We start from the raw sequence: 13,915 nt of genomic DNA, 5'->3' as shown, positions 1-13,915 counted from the left end.
TCAACTGTGTGGGGCGGACACGTGTAGCGCAGACAGGAGGCGGGCTGGTGAGACGAGCGCTGACCAGCGTGGGCGGCGGTGGGGACGAGCAGGCCGAGGTCTCCCGGCTGTGGCACATCACCCTGAGCGTCTCCGGCAAGCCGGCGCCGCTGTCCGAGGTGCGGCGCGGGCTGGAGCAGCTCGCGCACGACCACCCCTTCCTGCTGACGAGCCGGTACGCCGACGACCACGCGGAGATCCGGTACTGGGAGGAGGCCCGCGACCTCCACGACGCGGCGGCCGTCGCGCTGCGGCTCTGGGGCGAACACCGCTCCTCGGCGCAGCTGCCGCCGTGGGAGATCGTCGGCCTGGAGGTCATCGACCGCCCGACGTACCACCAACGCGTGGCGGAAGGCTACGGCCCACCCCCGGCCCACCCGGTGGGCGTGCACCCCTACTAGACGCGCCGCTCGCGCGGCTCGGCGCCTGGGCGCCTCACCGGCTTCGCGCCGCTGCGCCGGACTCCGTCCGGCGGACGCGGGGCACCTCCCAGCGGTAGGGGGGCGGAGCCCCCAGGGGGTCCGGGGCGCAGCCCCGGGGAACGGGCGAAGGGCGGGTAGGGGACCTCGCCCCGCGCAGCCAACCACCCGCACCCGACGCACCGGCCCCAGCCGGGCGGCACCGGTCCCGCCCCGGGACGGGGTCGGCGCGGCGGCGCGAGGCCGGGTGGGCGGCCCCGGCGCCGGGCCGGGCGAGCGGCGGGTGGGGAAGGGGCCGTCTCGGGGGGTGGAACCCCGGCGGCAGCCGGCGGGGCGGGGATTACCCTGGGCCGCATGACCTCGCTCGACGACGCCACCGCCACCTCCCCCGTCACCGCCACCGCGCGGGCGGCCCGTACCGCCGCCGCCGCCATCGCCCCACTGCCGCGGTCCGCCAAGGACACGGCCCTGCTGGCCATCGCGGACGCGCTGGAGGCCCGTACCGACGAGATCGTCGAGGCCAACGCCGAGGACACCGCGAAGGCCAGGGCGGCCGGCACCAGCGAAACCGTCATCGACCGCCTGACCCTCACCCCGGAGCGCGTCCGCGCCATCGCCTCCGACGTGCGGGACGTGGCGGCCCTGCCCGACCCCGTCGGCGAGGTCGTCCGCGGCTCCACCCTCCCCAACGGCATCGACCTCCGCCAGATCCGCGTCCCCCTCGGGGTCGTCGGCATCATCTACGAGGCCCGCCCCAACGTCACCGTCGACGCCGCCGCGCTCTGCCTGAAGTCCGGCAACGCCGTCCTGCTCCGCGGCAGCTCCTCCGCCTACGCCTCGAACACCGCGCTCGTCGGCATCCTGCGCGACGCCATCGAGGACGCCGGCCTGCCCGCCGACGCGATCCAGCTCGTCCCCGGCGAGTCCCGCGACTCCGTCCGCGAACTGATGCGCGCCCGCGGCCTCGTCGACGTGCTCATCCCGCGCGGCGGTGCCTCGCTCATCAAGACGGTCGTCGAGGAGTCCATCGTCCCGGTCATCGAGACCGGTACCGGCAACTGCCACGTCTACGTCGACGCCGAGGCCGACCTTGACATGGCCGTGGACATCCTCATCAACTCCAAGGCCCAGCGGCCCTCCGTCTGCAACGCCGCCGAGACCCTCCTCGTGCACCGCGACATCGCCGCCGCCTTCCTGCCGCGCGCCCTGGACGCGCTCGCCGAGGCCGGCGTCACCGTCCACGGCGACGACCGGGTGCTGGCCGCGGCCGAGGGGGGCAAGGCCACCGCCGTGCCCGCCACCGACGAGGACTGGGCCGCGGAGTACCTGTCGTACGACATCGCCGCCGCCGTCGTGGACTCCCTCGACGACGCCGTCGCCCACATCCGCCGCTGGACCTCCGGTCACACCGAGGCGATCGTCACCACCTCGCAGGCCGCCGCCCGCCGCTTCACCCAGCTGGTCGACTCGACCACGGTCGCCGTGAACGCCTCCACCCGGTTCACGGACGGTGGCCAGTTCGGCTTCGGCGCCGAGATCGGGATCTCCACCCAGAAGCTGCACGCCCGGGGCCCGATGGGCCTTCCCGAGCTCACCTCCACCAAGTACATCGTCACCGGCGACGGTCACGTGCGGTAACCGCGGAGGGGACACGGTGTGGCCGGAACCGGCTCACACCCTGCCCAAAGACGCCCCCCAGGTCTACGCTGGTCCCGTGCCGGACGACGTGGGGGGCAAGCCGTTCCCGGACGACGGGAAGCCCGACGACGACCGCGGAGGCGCGGATCACGACTTCGCCTCCGTGGTGTTCGACGAGGCCTTCGTCCGGAACGCCGAAATCCATGAACCGAGCGCGGCCGAGCGCCAGCGCGCAGCCGACCGGGCGCGCGCCGAGGCCGAGGCCGCCCGGGTCGCCGGAGGCTGGGCGGGGGACGAGGACTACGGCCACCCCGACGGGTACGGCCTCGACGACCCCGGCTGGGAGCCCGGCCCGTACGGCTACGGCTACGGGTACGCCGAGGGCCCGTACGGCGCCTACGGAGGGGCCCTGCGCCCCTACCGCGGCCGTTCGCCCTGGCTCCGCCCGGTCGCCTGGGTGCTCGCCGTCGTGATGGGGCTCGGCATGGTCGCGCTGGCCTTCAGCGCCGTCTACCGCAGCGCCTCCGGCGACCAGGACCCCGCACCCGCCCCGGCCAGTACGCCGCTCAGGGAAGTCACCGGCGTCGGCGCGTTTACCTACCCCGTCGGCCGCCAACCCTGAAGGTACGACCCCACTTCCTGCGCCGGAGCTGGGGGCTTCTCTGAAGCGGGGACAGCGGGAGAAGCGATGGCCGTTCCAGGAGATCCGCCCAACGGCACCCCCGATGGCATCGGCGGGGGTGACGACGAACTGCGCCCGGACGAGTACCGCTCGGTGGTGTTCGACGAGGACTTCGTCCGTGCTGCCCGGCTCCAGGAGTTCTCCGCCCAGGAACGCATGGGCGAGCACGCCCCGGCCGTCCGCAGCCGCTCCCTCTGGTCCGGCGGCGGCTCCGCCGGCCCCCGCACCGGCACCCCGGGCCGCGGCGCCCGCCAGGGCATGCTGCTCGTACTGCTCATCGCCACGGCCTTCGCGGTCGCCGTCTACATGGGCGTGCGCAACCCGTACGTCCCCCCGGCCGGCGGCAACGCCGAGCCGCTCATCAGCACCGTCGTCCCCCTGGCACCCGCCTCCGAGGTGCCCGGCGGCCGGCCGGGCGACCTCTACGCGGACAGCCCGGCGGCCGACTACCGCATCGGGGCGGCCGGGATCACGCTCCCCGCGGCACGGCGCACGCACCACTTCACCGAGGGCCAGGTCGTCGCCGCCTTGTCCATCGCCAAGGACTACCTGGTGCAGTCCTCGCTGGACCCGGACGTGCTCTCCGGGACGGCCTCCCGGCCCGTGCGGGTACTCCTGGACCCCGGGCAGCTGGCCCAGTTCGACGAGAGCATGGCCGCGCCCTCCGGCGACGGCCGGCACGCCGCCACCGGCTGGCTGGTCCGCTTCGACCCCGGCACCGCCGTCGTCGCCGACCCGCGCGTCCGGGTGAGCGGCAGCCTCGCCGTCCAGGAGGTGAACCCGGAGGTGCTGGAGGTGAGCACGGACCACACTTTCGTGTACGCCGTCCGTCCGGCGGCCGTCCCGCCCGCCGCCGACGGGGCCTCGCTCTTCACCGTGCGCCGCGAGCTGCGCCTGCGCTTCGACCGCGAGGACCTGACGACCCGCCGGGCGGAGGTCTCCTCGGCCTACGTGATGGCCGGGCCGCAGGACTGCGCCACCGAGCCCGCCGAAGGCTTCCGCCCCCTGCCGGCCGGAGCCGGGCCGACGACCGTGGGCCCGCCCGCGAGCGACCCGTACGCGAGCGGCCACCCCCGGCGCACCGCCGGGCTGTGCGGCGTACTCGCCCCGGCCGCCGCGCCGAGCAGCACGCCGGCGCCCTCGCAGCCGCCCCCGCAGTCACAGGCGCCCCCGCCGGCCTCCGTCAGTCCCCTTCGGTAGCGCCCGCGGGCCCTGCGGAGCCCGTGGGGCCCGGGGAGCCCTTGGCGTCGCCGGCGTCGCGCGGGGCGCCGCCCGTACCGGTGAAGCGGTCGCGCAGCTTCCCGCCCAGGTCGCCCGCACCGCCGGCTATGTCGCCGACCAGCTTCATCAGCGGATCCCTGCTGGTGCGCACCGACTCCGCGTAGTGCGACGCGGACTGGCGGAAGGAGTCGGTCACCGAGGTGTCCTTGTCCTCGTCCCGCTTCGGGTAGTGGCCGTCCATGATCCGCTGGTGGTCCCGGCTCAGGGACCACTTCTTCAGCTCGGCGGCCCGTACCGTGGTGAAGGGGTGGGTCCGCGGCAGCACGTTGAGGATCTTGAGCACGGAGTCGCGCAGGTCGCCGCTCTCCTCGTACTCCTCGGCCTGGGCGAGGAAGGCGTCGACGTTCATCTCGTGGAGGTGGTTGCCGCCGGCGATCTTCATCAGGCCGCGCATCGACGCGTTCACGTCCTGCCCCACCAGCAGACCGGCCCGGTCCGCCGACAGCTCCGACTTGCGGAACCACTCGCGCAGCGCCGTCACGATCGCCGTGACCGCCACCGTGCCCAGCGGGATCCAGGCCACCTTCAGCGCCAGGTTCGTCAGGAACAGCAGCACCGTGCGGTACACGGAGTGCCCGGACAGCGCGTGGCCCACCTCGTGGCCCACCACCGCCCGCATCTCCTCCTCGTCGAGCAGCTCCACCAGCGCCGTCGTCACCACGATGATCGGCTCGTCCAGCCCGATGCACATCGCGTTGGGCTTCGGGTCCTGCTGCACGTACATCTGGGGGACCTTCTCCAGGTCCAGGATGTAACAGGCGTCGCGCAGCATTTCGTGCAGGTGCGGGAACTGGGTCTCGCCCACCCGCACCGAGTCCGACAGGAACAGCAGCCGCAGGCTGCGCTCCGGGAGGAGCCCGCTGAGGGCCTTGAACACCGTGTCGAATCCGGCGAGTCTGCGCAGCGCGACCAGCGCCGAGCGGTCCGCCGGGTGTTCGTAGGCCCGCGAGGAGATTCCGGGGAACCTCCTCCGCTCGCGTGCCGGTGTCGTCTCGGATCCGGTGTCCGTCATGGCGCCCTCCCCCTGGATCGGCTGTGGTCACGTGCGTGCATCCTCTCCAACGCCTGAGTCGGCGTGAGCGTGCCCGAGGCCCCCGCATACGATGTGAGGGAAGTCTCCGCCCGCTCCCCGACTCGATAGGTACCTGCCTGATGAGCCTCTCCACCACCGCCCACGACCTGGTCCTCCTCGCTGCGGAGGAAGGCGGGCACGGCGGCAACCACGAAAGCCTGAGCCCGTACCTGACCGGTGGCGGTGCGTTCGTCGTCCTGCTGCTCATGCTCTGGGTGACCACCCGCCTGAACCGCGACCGCTAGGCCGCCTCCTACCGGGTTCGTTCCGGACCGGGCTCCGTACCCGACCGGGCCGCCGCGCGCACGGCACCGGGCCAGTAGGCTCTGCGCTCATGGGAGAGCAGGAAATGCCTACGGGCCCGGTCAAGCGCCGGCTCGGCGTGATGGGCGGGACGTTCGACCCGATCCACCACGGACACCTGGTGGCCGCCAGTGAGGTGGCCGCCCTCTTCCACCTCGACGAGGTGGTCTTCGTGCCGACGGGCGAACCGTGGCAGAAGTCGCAGCGGGCCGTGTCGCCCGCCGAGGACCGCTACCTCATGACGGTCATCGCGACCGCCTCGAACCCGCAGTTCTCCGTGAGCCGCATCGACATCGACCGCGGCGGCCCCACGTACACCATCGACACGCTGCGGGACCTGAGCGCGCTCAACGCCGACGCGGACCTGTTCTTCATCACCGGTGCCGATGCCCTCGCCCAGATCCTGACCTGGCGCAACGCGGACGAGCTGTTCTCCCTCGCCCACTTCATCGGAGTGACCCGGCCCGGCCACCTCCTCACCGACGACGGCCTCCCCGAGGGCGGGGTCTCGCTGGTCGAGGTGCCCGCGCTCGCGATCTCCTCCACGGACTGCCGTACGCGGGTCGCCCAGGGCGATCCCGTCTGGTATCTGGTGCCGGACGGTGTGGTGCGCTACATCGACAAGCGTGAGCTGTACCGGGGAGCCTGAGCTTCCGGAGAGAGGGGCCCCGCGGTGAACGACCCACAGGATCCGTACGACCCGTACGCCGCCCAGCTGCAGCTCATCGGCTACGACTCGTACGGCAGGCCCGTGTACGGCCAGGTGCCCGCGCAGTCTGCCCCGCCCCCGTACGGGCAGCCCTACCAGGACCACCAGCAGTACCCCGGGTACGAGCAGCCCTACGAGACCTCGTACCCGTACCCGCAGGACCCGCAGGACCCGCAGGGGCAGGGCTACGACCCCTACCCGCCGCAGCAGGAGTACTCCCAGGCGTCCGCCCCCGGGTACGGCACCCAGCAGCTCCCGCACTGGATCCCGCAGCAGAGCGCCCCCCAGGAGCCGCCGGCCGCGGCCCCGCCGGCCGCCCAGGTGCCCGAGCCGCGCCGGGCCACCGCGGAGGAGTCCGCGCCGGCCACCCCGGACACGGACGACGCCCCCGGCTACCGCACGGAACAGTTCGCCTTCATCGACCAGCCCGACGAGGACTCCGAGGTCATCGACTGGCTCGCCTTCACCGAGAGCCGGACCGAGCGGCGTGAGGAGGCCCGCCGGCGCGGCCGCAACCGGGTCGTCGCGCTGATCGTCGTCCTCGCCCTGTTCGTCGTCGGCGGCGCGGGCTACCTCTGGTACGCGGGCAAGCTGCCGTTCCTCGACGGCCCTGGGCAGAAGCAGGGCGCCCCGGCCACCGCCGGGGCGCAGAAGCGCGACATGATCGTCGTCCACCTGCACAACACCAAGCGGGGCGGCAGCTCCACCGCCCTCCTCGTGGACAACGTCACCACCCGGCAGGGCGCCACCGTCCTGATCCCCAACGCACTCGGCGTCCCCAAGCAGGACGGCACCGGAACCTCCCTCGGCAAAGCCGTCGAGGAGGGCAGCCTCGGCACCCGCGAGTCCCTCGACACCGTCCTCGGCACCCGCATCGGCGGCACCTGGCGCCTGGACACCCCCTTCCTGGAACGGCTCGTCGAGCTGGTCGGGGGCATCGAGGTGGACACCGACACCGCCGTCCCGGCCGACGAGCAGGCCAAGACCCCGGCCGTCGGACAGGGCTCACGGCAGAGCCTGACCGGCGCCATGGCCGTCGCGTACGCCACCCACCGCGCCCAGGGCGAGCCGGAGGCCAGGCAGCTGGAGCGCACCGGCAAGGTCCTCTACGCGGTCCTGCGCAAGATCCCGGGCGACCCGAAGGCGGCGGCCACGACCGTTGACAGCATGGGCCAGATCCTCGATCCGGGACTGGACGCGCAGAACCTCGGCGGACTGCTGTCGCGGATCGGCGAGCACGCCAAGGTCGCGGCGTACCGCACCGAGGTGCTCACCGTGAAGCCGGACGGGGGCCTGACCGACGACGCCAACAAGAAGGTGGTCAAGGAGATCCTCGGCGGCTCCTTCACCGCGGCCCAGCCCGGCGCCGCCCTCCGCGTGGGCCTCAAGGACGCCACCGGGAGCGAGAAGGCGCAGATCGCGGCGAAGGCGGCGCTGCTGAACGGCGGCTACGGCCTCGTGGACGGCGGCAAGGCCGACCGGACGGCCGCCACCTCGCAGATCACGTACCAGGACGACGCCCAGCGGGACCGGGCGGTCGACGTCGCCAAGACGCTGGGGCTGCCGGAGTCCGACGTGAAGAAGGCCGAGAACGCGGTGAACGCGGACGTCGTGGTGATCCTGGGCGGGGACTACAAGCCGTCCTGACCTGGCCCTCCCGCCCGCGCGGTACGTCAAGCGCGGGCGGCGTCGGCGGTACATGAGACCCTTGTAGGGATCTGCCCGCCAACCCGAAAGCATGGCCAGTGACCGCCACGGACCGCTCCATCGAGCTCATCACCACCGCAGCCCAGGCCGCGGCCGACCGGCTCGCGCACGACATCATCGCGTACGACGTCAGCGACGTGCTGTCGATCACCGACGCCTTCCTCCTCGCCTCCGCGCCCAACGACCGCCAGGTCAAGTCGATCGTGGACGAGATCGAGGAGCGGCTGCTCAAGGAGCTCGGCGCCAAGCCGGTGCGCCGCGAGGGCGACCGCGACGCCCGCTGGATCCTGCTCGACTACGTCGACATCGTCGTCCACGTCCAGCACAGCGAGGAGCGCGTCTTCTACGCGCTGGAGCGCCTGTGGAAGGACTGCCCCGAGATCGAGCTCCCCGAGGACGCCAAGCTCACCATCGGCAAGGCCGAGGAGCACGCGAAGCTGCGCGAGGCACAGGGTGGCGACGACGACCTGGACGGTGATCTGTTCTGAGCACGACCGCCACCGGCAAGACCGGCAGGAAGATCGTCCTCTGGCGGCACGGCCAGACCTCGTGGAACCTGGAGCGCCGCTTCCAGGGCTCCACGGACATCGAGCTGACCGAGACGGGTGTGGCGCAGGCGCGCCGCGCCGCCCGGCTGCTCGCCTCGCTGAAGCCGGACGCCATCGTGGCCTCCGACCTGCGGCGGGCCGCGAAGACGGCTGCCGAGCTGGCCGCCGTCACCGGCCTGCCCGTGGCGCACGACGAGGCGCTGCGCGAGACCTACGCCGGCGAGTGGCAGGGCCTCACCCACGAGGAGATCCTCGAGAAGTACGGCGAGCAGTACGCGGCGTGGAAGCGCGGCGAGCCCGTCCGGCGCGGCGGCGGTGAGCTGGAGACCGAGGTCGCCGACCGGGCCGCCCCGGTGGTGCTCGGTCACGCCGACCGGCTGCCGGAGGGCGGCACGCTCGTCGTCGTCAGCCACGGCGGCACCATCCGTACGACCATCGGGCGCCTGCTGGGCCTGGAGTCGTACTACTGGGAGGGTCTCGGCGGCCTTTCCAACTGCTGCTGGTCCGTCCTCGGCGAAGGCGCCCGGGGCTGGCGCCTGCTGGAGCACAACGCCGGCACGCTGCCGGAACCGGTGCTCGGCGACGACGACTGACGCCTTCCGCGGCGTGCCGCAGGGGCGCGAGGGGCGGCTCGGACCCGGATTTCACTTTCCGGCTGGTCACAGGCTAGAGTTCTTCTTGTTCGCAGCGAAGAACACCGGAAACGGGGGGAACGCGGCGGAGAGCGGGGCTATAGCTCAGTTGGTAGAGCGCCTGCATGGCATGCAGGAGGTCAGGAGTTCAATTCTCCTTAGCTCCACAATCAGGATCCCGTCCCCAACAGGGGGCGGGATCCTTGCGTTTGCCCCCCTTTGTGCGCTTGCTGCCCCGGGCGCTGCCGACGTGGCAGAATCGGACCGCCGGAGGGGGACACGACGGCCCGACGCGGGAGGGAGTCGCTGACGGATGGGTGCACACCGGCGGCGGTGCGACTGGTGCGACAACGGCACGCCGATCGTGCGGGACATGGAACCGGTCAATCCCGACTACCAGTACTGGTGCGAGGAATGCGCGCGGGCGCTGATCATAAAAGGCGACCCGATCGAGACGTACCGGGAGCTGGAGGGCGAGCCGATCTACGGCCGCCTGCTCGACGAACACTGCACGCTGAAGCGGTTCTACCAGTTCGCCCGCGCATGAGCATTCCGGTCAAACCGGACAGGCGTCGGGCCCCCTCGGAAGGCCCCGGGAAACCGATTTTTGGAGTGGGGCCATGACCGTGTAATGTTCTCGATGTCGCCAGGGGGAACCGGCAAGGGAAACCGAGAAGGGGCCCGGCGGCAGAGAAGCAAGGGGCTATAGCTCAGTTGGTAGAGCGCCTGCATGGCATGCAGGAGGTCAGGAGTTCAATTCTCCTTAGCTCCACAGTGAAGAAGCGGGCCACCCGGATCGGGTGGCCCGCTTCTCGTCGTGCTCCGGGTCTTCCGGTGGCCGGTCCGGGTGCCCGGCCGGTGGAACGTCCGAGCGCTCGTAGGGGCCGCTGCGGTACCCTGACGCCATGCGTGCCGTACGCCTTCTGCTTACCGAGCCGCGCTGATCAGTGCCGACCCTTCGAGACGGTCGGCATCGGCGCGGCGTCCCCTCCTGTGCGAGGGGTTTTTTCGTTTGGGCAGGCAGAGACGGCAGAGACGATCGATGGAGCTTCAGAAATCATGAGCGAGACGAACACCCCGGCCCCCGAGGCGGCCGAGGGGCACCGTTACACGGCTGCCATGGCCGCCGACATCGAGGCACGCTGGCAGGACGTATGGGACGCGGAGGGCATCTACGAGGCGCCGAACCCGACCGGTGACCTGGCCGGGGAGCCCGCGGTCGTCGCCCGGCCCAAGAAGTTCATCATGGACATGTTCCCGTACCCCTCCGGTGCGGGCCTGCACGTGGGCCACCCGCTCGGATACATCGCCACCGACGTCTTCGCCCGCCACCAGCGGATGACCGGCCACAACGTCCTGCACACCCTGGGCTTCGACGCCTTCGGCCTGCCCGCCGAGCAGTACGCCGTGCAGACCGGCACCCACCCGCGCGTGTCGACCGAGGCGAACATCGAGAACATGAAGGTCCAGCTGCGCCGGCTGGGCCTGGGCCACGACAAGCGCCGGTCCTTCGCGACGATCGACCCGGACTACTACAAGTGGACCCAGTGGATCTTCCTGCAGATCTACAACTCCTGGTACGACACCGACGCGCAGAAGGCCCGCCCGATCTCCGAGCTGGTCGCCGCCTTCGAGAACGGCAGCCGTGAGGTCCCCGGAGGCCGCGCCTGGGCCGGCCTGAGCGCCGCCGAGCGGGCCGACGTGCTGAACGGCTTCCGCCTGGCCTACGCCTCGGACGCGCCCGTGAACTGGTGCCCCGGGCTGGGCACCGTACTGGCCAACGAGGAGGTCACCGCCGACGGCCGGTCCGAGCGCGGGAACTTCCCCGTCTTCAAGTCCCGCCTGAGCCAGTGGAACATGCGGATCACGGCCTACGCCGACCGCCTGCTGGACGACCTGGACGCGCTGGACTGGCCCGAGGCCATCAAGCTGCAGCAGCGCAACTGGATCGGCCGCAGCGAGGGCGCGCGCGTCGACTTCGCGCTGGGCGACGAGGCCATCACCGTCTTCACCACCCGCCCCGACACGCTGTTCGGCGCCACCTACATGGTGCTGGCGCCGGAGCACCCGCTGGTCGAGAAGTTCATCCCCGCCGCCTGGCCCGAGGGCACGCACGACGTGTGGACCGGCGGCTACGCCACCCCCGCCGAGGCCGTGGCCGCGTACCGCAAGCAGGCCGCCTCCAAGTCGGACGTGGAGCGGCAGGCCGAGGCCAAGGACAAGACCGGCGTCTTCACCGGTGAGTACGCCCTCAACCCGGTCAGCGGCGAGAAGGTCCCCGTCTTCATCGCCGACTACGTGCTGATGGGCTACGGCACCGGCGCGATCATGGCCGTCCCGGCGCACGACGCCCGCGACTTCGAGTTCGCGCGCGCCTTCGAGCTGCCGATGCGCTGCGTCGTCCAGCCGACGGACGGCCGGGGCACCGACCCGGCCGAGTGGGAGGACGCGTTCGTCTCCCACGACGCGGAGCTGGTGAACTCGGCGGGTGAGGGCATCTCGCTGGACGGCCTGGGCGTGGTCGAGGCCAAGGCCGCCATCACCGAGTGGCTGACCGAGCGCGGGATCGGCGAGGGCACCGTCAACTTCCGCCTGCGCGACTGGCTGTTCAGCCGTCAGCGGTACTGGGGCGAGCCCTTCCCGATCGTCTACGACCAGGACGGCGTCGCCCACTCCCTGCCCGAGTCGATGCTGCCGCTGGAGCTGCCGGAGGTCGAGGACTACTCCCCGCGCACCTTCGAGCCCGACGACGCCACCTCCAAGCCGGAGACCCCGCTGTCGCGCAACGAGGCGTGGGTCAACGTGGAACTGGACCTGGGCGACGGCGTCAAGTCCTACCGGCGCGAGACCAACACCATGCCGAACTGGGCCGGTTCCTGCTGGTACGAGCTGCGCTACCTGGACCCGAACAACGCGTCGGCCCTGGTGGACCCGGAGATCGAGCAGTACTGGATGGGCCCGCGCGAGGGCGCGCCGCACGGCGGTGTCGACCTGTACGTGGGCGGCGCCGAACACGCGGTGCTGCACCTGCTGTACGCCCGCTTCTGGTCCAAGGTGCTGTTCGACCTGGGCCACGTGTCCTCGGCCGAGCCGTTCCACAAGCTGTTCAACCAGGGCATGATCCAGGCGTACGCCTACACCGACGAGCGCGGTGTGTACGTCCCGGCGGCCGAGGTCGAGGAGCGGGACGGCGCGTACTTCCACGAGGGCAAGCAGGTCAAGCGCGAGCACGGCAAGATGGGCAAGTCCCTGAAGAACGCCGTCACGCCCGACGAGATCTGCGAGGAGTACGGCGCGGACACCCTGCGCCTGTACGAGATGGCGATGGGCCCGCTGGACGTGTCGCGCCCGTGGGACACCCGCGCCGTCGTCGGCCAGTACCGGCTGCTCCAGCGCCTGTGGCGCAACATCGTGGACGAGGAGACCGGCCGGGTCACCGTCGTCGACGGCGAGCCCGACGAGGCCACCCTGCGCGCCCTGCACAAGGCGATCGACGGGGCCGGCTCGGACATGGCGGGCCTGCGCTTCAACACGGCGATCGCGAAGATCACCGAGCTGAACAACGCCCTGACGAAGGCGGGGCGCCCGCTGGAGCGGTCCGTGGCCGAGCGGCTGGTGCTGCTGGTCGCCCCGCTGGCGCCGCACATCGCGGAGGAGCTGTGGCACCGCCTGGGCCACACCGACTCGGTCGTCCACCAGGACTTCCCCGTCGCGGACCCGGCGTACGTCGTGGACGAGACGGTCACCTGCGTGGTCCAGGTCAAGGGCAAGGTCAAGGCGCGCCTGGAGGTGCCGCCGAGCATCTCCGACGCCGACCTGGAGCAGCTGGCCGTGACCGACGCGGGCGTCGTCGCGGCCCTGGGCGGTGCGGAGATCCGCAAGGTGATCGTGCGTGCGCCGAAGCTGGTGAACATCGTCATCTGATCGGGGACATCCCGTACGGGCAGGTTGGGGGTTCGAATGGAACCCCTGGCCTGCCCGGGGCGTTTACGGTGGAGGGGACGGGAACCGGCCGGGGAAGGGAACCTCATGGAGGTAGGCGCGTTGATCATCATCTTTGCCCTGGTGGTGCTGTTCGCCTTCCTGGGGCTGGGCGCCTGGGCCACGGTCAAGGCGGTCGGCGCGGCCAAGCGCGGCGTGGACCGGACGATCACGCAGGCCCGCCGGACGGTGGAGGACACCACCCTGAAGGCCAGGAGCCTCGGCCAGGTCGGGGTCAGCGGCGCGCTGGCGCAGCTGCGGCTCGACCTGCGCTCCTCCATGCGCACCACGCAGGCCGCCCTGTACCAGGGTGTGCAGGCGGACAGCTCGCTTCAGGAGTCCATCGCCCTCTTCGAGCGGCTGAGCCGGCACGGGCACGAGCTGGACGACGAACTGAAGCGGCTGGAACAGGAGCCGGACCGCAAGCGGATCGCGGAGCGCCTGCCCGAGCTGCGGGAGCGCACCCTCAAGATCACGAAGTCGGCGGACTCGCTGCGGTGGGCCGCGCGCGACCGCGCCCGGCGGTTCGCGGACGACGACCTGGCGGTCCTGTCGGAGCAGATCGAGGTGGAGTCGGGCGCGCTGCGCGACTGGTCCCGGGAGTCCGTGGACGACCTGGCCGCCGCCGCGGCGGCCTGGGACGCGGGTCAGGCGGGCGCGGCGGGCCCGGATGCGGCGGGTCGGCCGGCCGAGTCGGGTTCGGGTGCGGGGCCGTCGCCGAAGGCTGAGGAACCGGGGCGGTCCGCGGAGGCCGGCCGGGCGGCACTGAATCCTTCCGCCCCGGCGGCGGCTTACCCCTGGCAGAAGGCCCCCCGGCCGGAGGCCACCACCTGAGGGGTGGGCACCGCCTGGTGGGGGCTACTGCCTGAGGGGGTCGTTCGCCTGGTGGGGCTACTACCTGGTG

General features: G+C 72.0%; 13 protein-coding genes and 2 tRNA genes. 14 read left to right on the top strand and 1 reads right to left on the bottom strand.

What is annotated here, in order from left to right; translation table 11 throughout:
* Window positions 1–44: 44 nt before the first annotated feature.
* The 4 genes from ACZ501_RS03505 (at window position 45) to ACZ501_RS03490 (ending at window position 3,978) form a co-directional block, all read left to right on the top strand.
* Window positions 45–440, top strand: a complete 396-nt coding sequence (locus tag ACZ501_RS03505) for a hypothetical protein (protein WP_361610111.1) — start codon at window positions 45–47, stop codon at window positions 438–440.
* Window positions 441–812: 372 nt separating this feature from the next.
* Window positions 813–2,096, top strand: a complete 1,284-nt coding sequence (locus ACZ501_RS03500) for a glutamate-5-semialdehyde dehydrogenase (RefSeq protein ID WP_468792184.1) — start codon at window positions 813–815, stop codon at window positions 2,094–2,096.
* Window positions 2,097–2,172: 76 nt separating this feature from the next.
* Window positions 2,173–2,718, top strand: coding sequence for an SCO2584 family spore wall biosynthesis protein (locus ACZ501_RS03495; RefSeq protein WP_468792181.1), 546 nt, complete (start codon window positions 2,173–2,175; stop codon window positions 2,716–2,718).
* A gap of 66 nt (window positions 2,719–2,784) precedes the next feature.
* Window positions 2,785–3,978, top strand: a complete 1,194-nt coding sequence (locus tag ACZ501_RS03490) for an SCO2583 family membrane protein (RefSeq protein WP_468792178.1) — start codon at window positions 2,785–2,787, stop codon at window positions 3,976–3,978.
* Here ACZ501_RS03490 and ACZ501_RS03485 read toward each other — a convergent pair.
* Entirely contained in the window at window positions 3,962–5,071 is a 1,110-nt protein-coding gene (locus ACZ501_RS03485) for a M48 family metalloprotease (protein ID WP_468792175.1), read from the bottom strand. The genes ACZ501_RS03490 and ACZ501_RS03485 overlap by 17 nt on opposite strands.
* A 140-nt stretch (window positions 5,072–5,211) precedes the next feature.
* Here ACZ501_RS03485 and ACZ501_RS03480 point away from each other — a divergent pair, with 140 nt between their 5' ends.
* From ACZ501_RS03480 to ACZ501_RS03435, 10 genes are all read left to right on the top strand, one after another.
* Window positions 5,212–5,376, top strand: a complete 165-nt coding sequence (locus ACZ501_RS03480) for a hypothetical protein (RefSeq protein ID WP_361601772.1) — start codon at window positions 5,212–5,214, stop codon at window positions 5,374–5,376.
* Between the two features lie 89 nt (window positions 5,377–5,465).
* The gene (nadD, locus tag ACZ501_RS03475) at window positions 5,466–6,083 is read left to right on the top strand and encodes a nicotinate-nucleotide adenylyltransferase (protein ID WP_361601769.1); all 618 of its coding nucleotides are present in this window, start codon (window positions 5,466–5,468) and stop codon (window positions 6,081–6,083) included.
* A gap of 24 nt (window positions 6,084–6,107) precedes the next feature.
* Window positions 6,108–7,790 (top strand): LCP family protein, encoded by a 1,683-nt coding sequence (locus ACZ501_RS03470; protein ID WP_468792172.1) that lies wholly within the window; start codon window positions 6,108–6,110, stop codon window positions 7,788–7,790.
* Between the two features lie 98 nt (window positions 7,791–7,888).
* Window positions 7,889–8,338 (top strand): ribosome silencing factor, encoded by a 450-nt coding sequence (rsfS, locus tag ACZ501_RS03465; protein WP_361601763.1) that lies wholly within the window; start codon window positions 7,889–7,891, stop codon window positions 8,336–8,338.
* On the top strand, window positions 8,335–8,991 hold the full coding sequence (locus tag ACZ501_RS03460) for a histidine phosphatase family protein (protein ID WP_361601790.1): 657 nt from the start codon (window positions 8,335–8,337) through the stop codon (window positions 8,989–8,991). Before rsfS ends, ACZ501_RS03460 begins: the two co-directional genes overlap by 4 nt.
* 133 nt (window positions 8,992–9,124) lie before the next feature.
* Window positions 9,125–9,197 (top strand) — tRNA-Ala (locus tag ACZ501_RS03455).
* A gap of 146 nt (window positions 9,198–9,343) precedes the next feature.
* Window positions 9,344–9,577 (top strand): hypothetical protein, encoded by a 234-nt coding sequence (locus tag ACZ501_RS03450; RefSeq protein ID WP_266577344.1) that lies wholly within the window; start codon window positions 9,344–9,346, stop codon window positions 9,575–9,577.
* 152 nt (window positions 9,578–9,729) lie between these two features.
* Window positions 9,730–9,802, top strand: a tRNA-Ala gene (locus ACZ501_RS03445).
* A gap of 287 nt (window positions 9,803–10,089) precedes the next feature.
* Window positions 10,090–12,954: a leucine--tRNA ligase gene (gene leuS, locus ACZ501_RS03440; protein ID WP_468792169.1), complete on the top strand. Its 2,865-nt coding sequence runs from the start codon at window positions 10,090–10,092 to the stop codon at window positions 12,952–12,954.
* A 105-nt stretch (window positions 12,955–13,059) separates the two neighbouring features.
* Window positions 13,060–13,845, top strand: a complete 786-nt coding sequence (locus ACZ501_RS03435; protein WP_361601755.1) for a hypothetical protein — start codon at window positions 13,060–13,062, stop codon at window positions 13,843–13,845.
* Window positions 13,846–13,915 lie beyond the last annotated feature (70 nt).

Source organism: Streptomyces sp. NPDC034085, assembly GCF_055575555.1.
The sequence above is the reverse complement of the archived record's forward strand: the minus strand, read 5'-3'. Positions and strand labels throughout refer to the sequence as shown.

What these genes read in the sequence shown, in the direction of transcription:
- ACZ501_RS03500 (WP_468792184.1), top strand. Translation starts at nt 813, where the DNA reads ATGACCTCGCTCGACGACGCCACCGCCACCTCCCCCGTCACCGCCACC.
- ACZ501_RS03490 (WP_468792178.1), top strand. Translation starts at nt 2,785, where the DNA reads ATGGCCGTTCCAGGAGATCCGCCCAACGGCACCCCCGATGGCATCGGC.
- ACZ501_RS03485 (WP_468792175.1), bottom strand. Translation starts at nt 5,071, where the DNA reads ATGACGGACACCGGATCCGAGACGACACCGGCACGCGAGCGGAGGAGG.
- ACZ501_RS03480 (WP_361601772.1), top strand. Translation starts at nt 5,212, where the DNA reads ATGAGCCTCTCCACCACCGCCCACGACCTGGTCCTCCTCGCTGCGGAG.
- nadD (WP_361601769.1), top strand. Translation starts at nt 5,466, where the DNA reads ATGGGAGAGCAGGAAATGCCTACGGGCCCGGTCAAGCGCCGGCTCGGC.
- ACZ501_RS03450 (WP_266577344.1), top strand. Translation starts at nt 9,344, where the DNA reads ATGGGTGCACACCGGCGGCGGTGCGACTGGTGCGACAACGGCACGCCG.
- leuS (WP_468792169.1), top strand. Translation starts at nt 10,090, where the DNA reads ATGAGCGAGACGAACACCCCGGCCCCCGAGGCGGCCGAGGGGCACCGT.
- ACZ501_RS03435 (WP_361601755.1), top strand. Translation starts at nt 13,060, where the DNA reads ATGGAGGTAGGCGCGTTGATCATCATCTTTGCCCTGGTGGTGCTGTTC.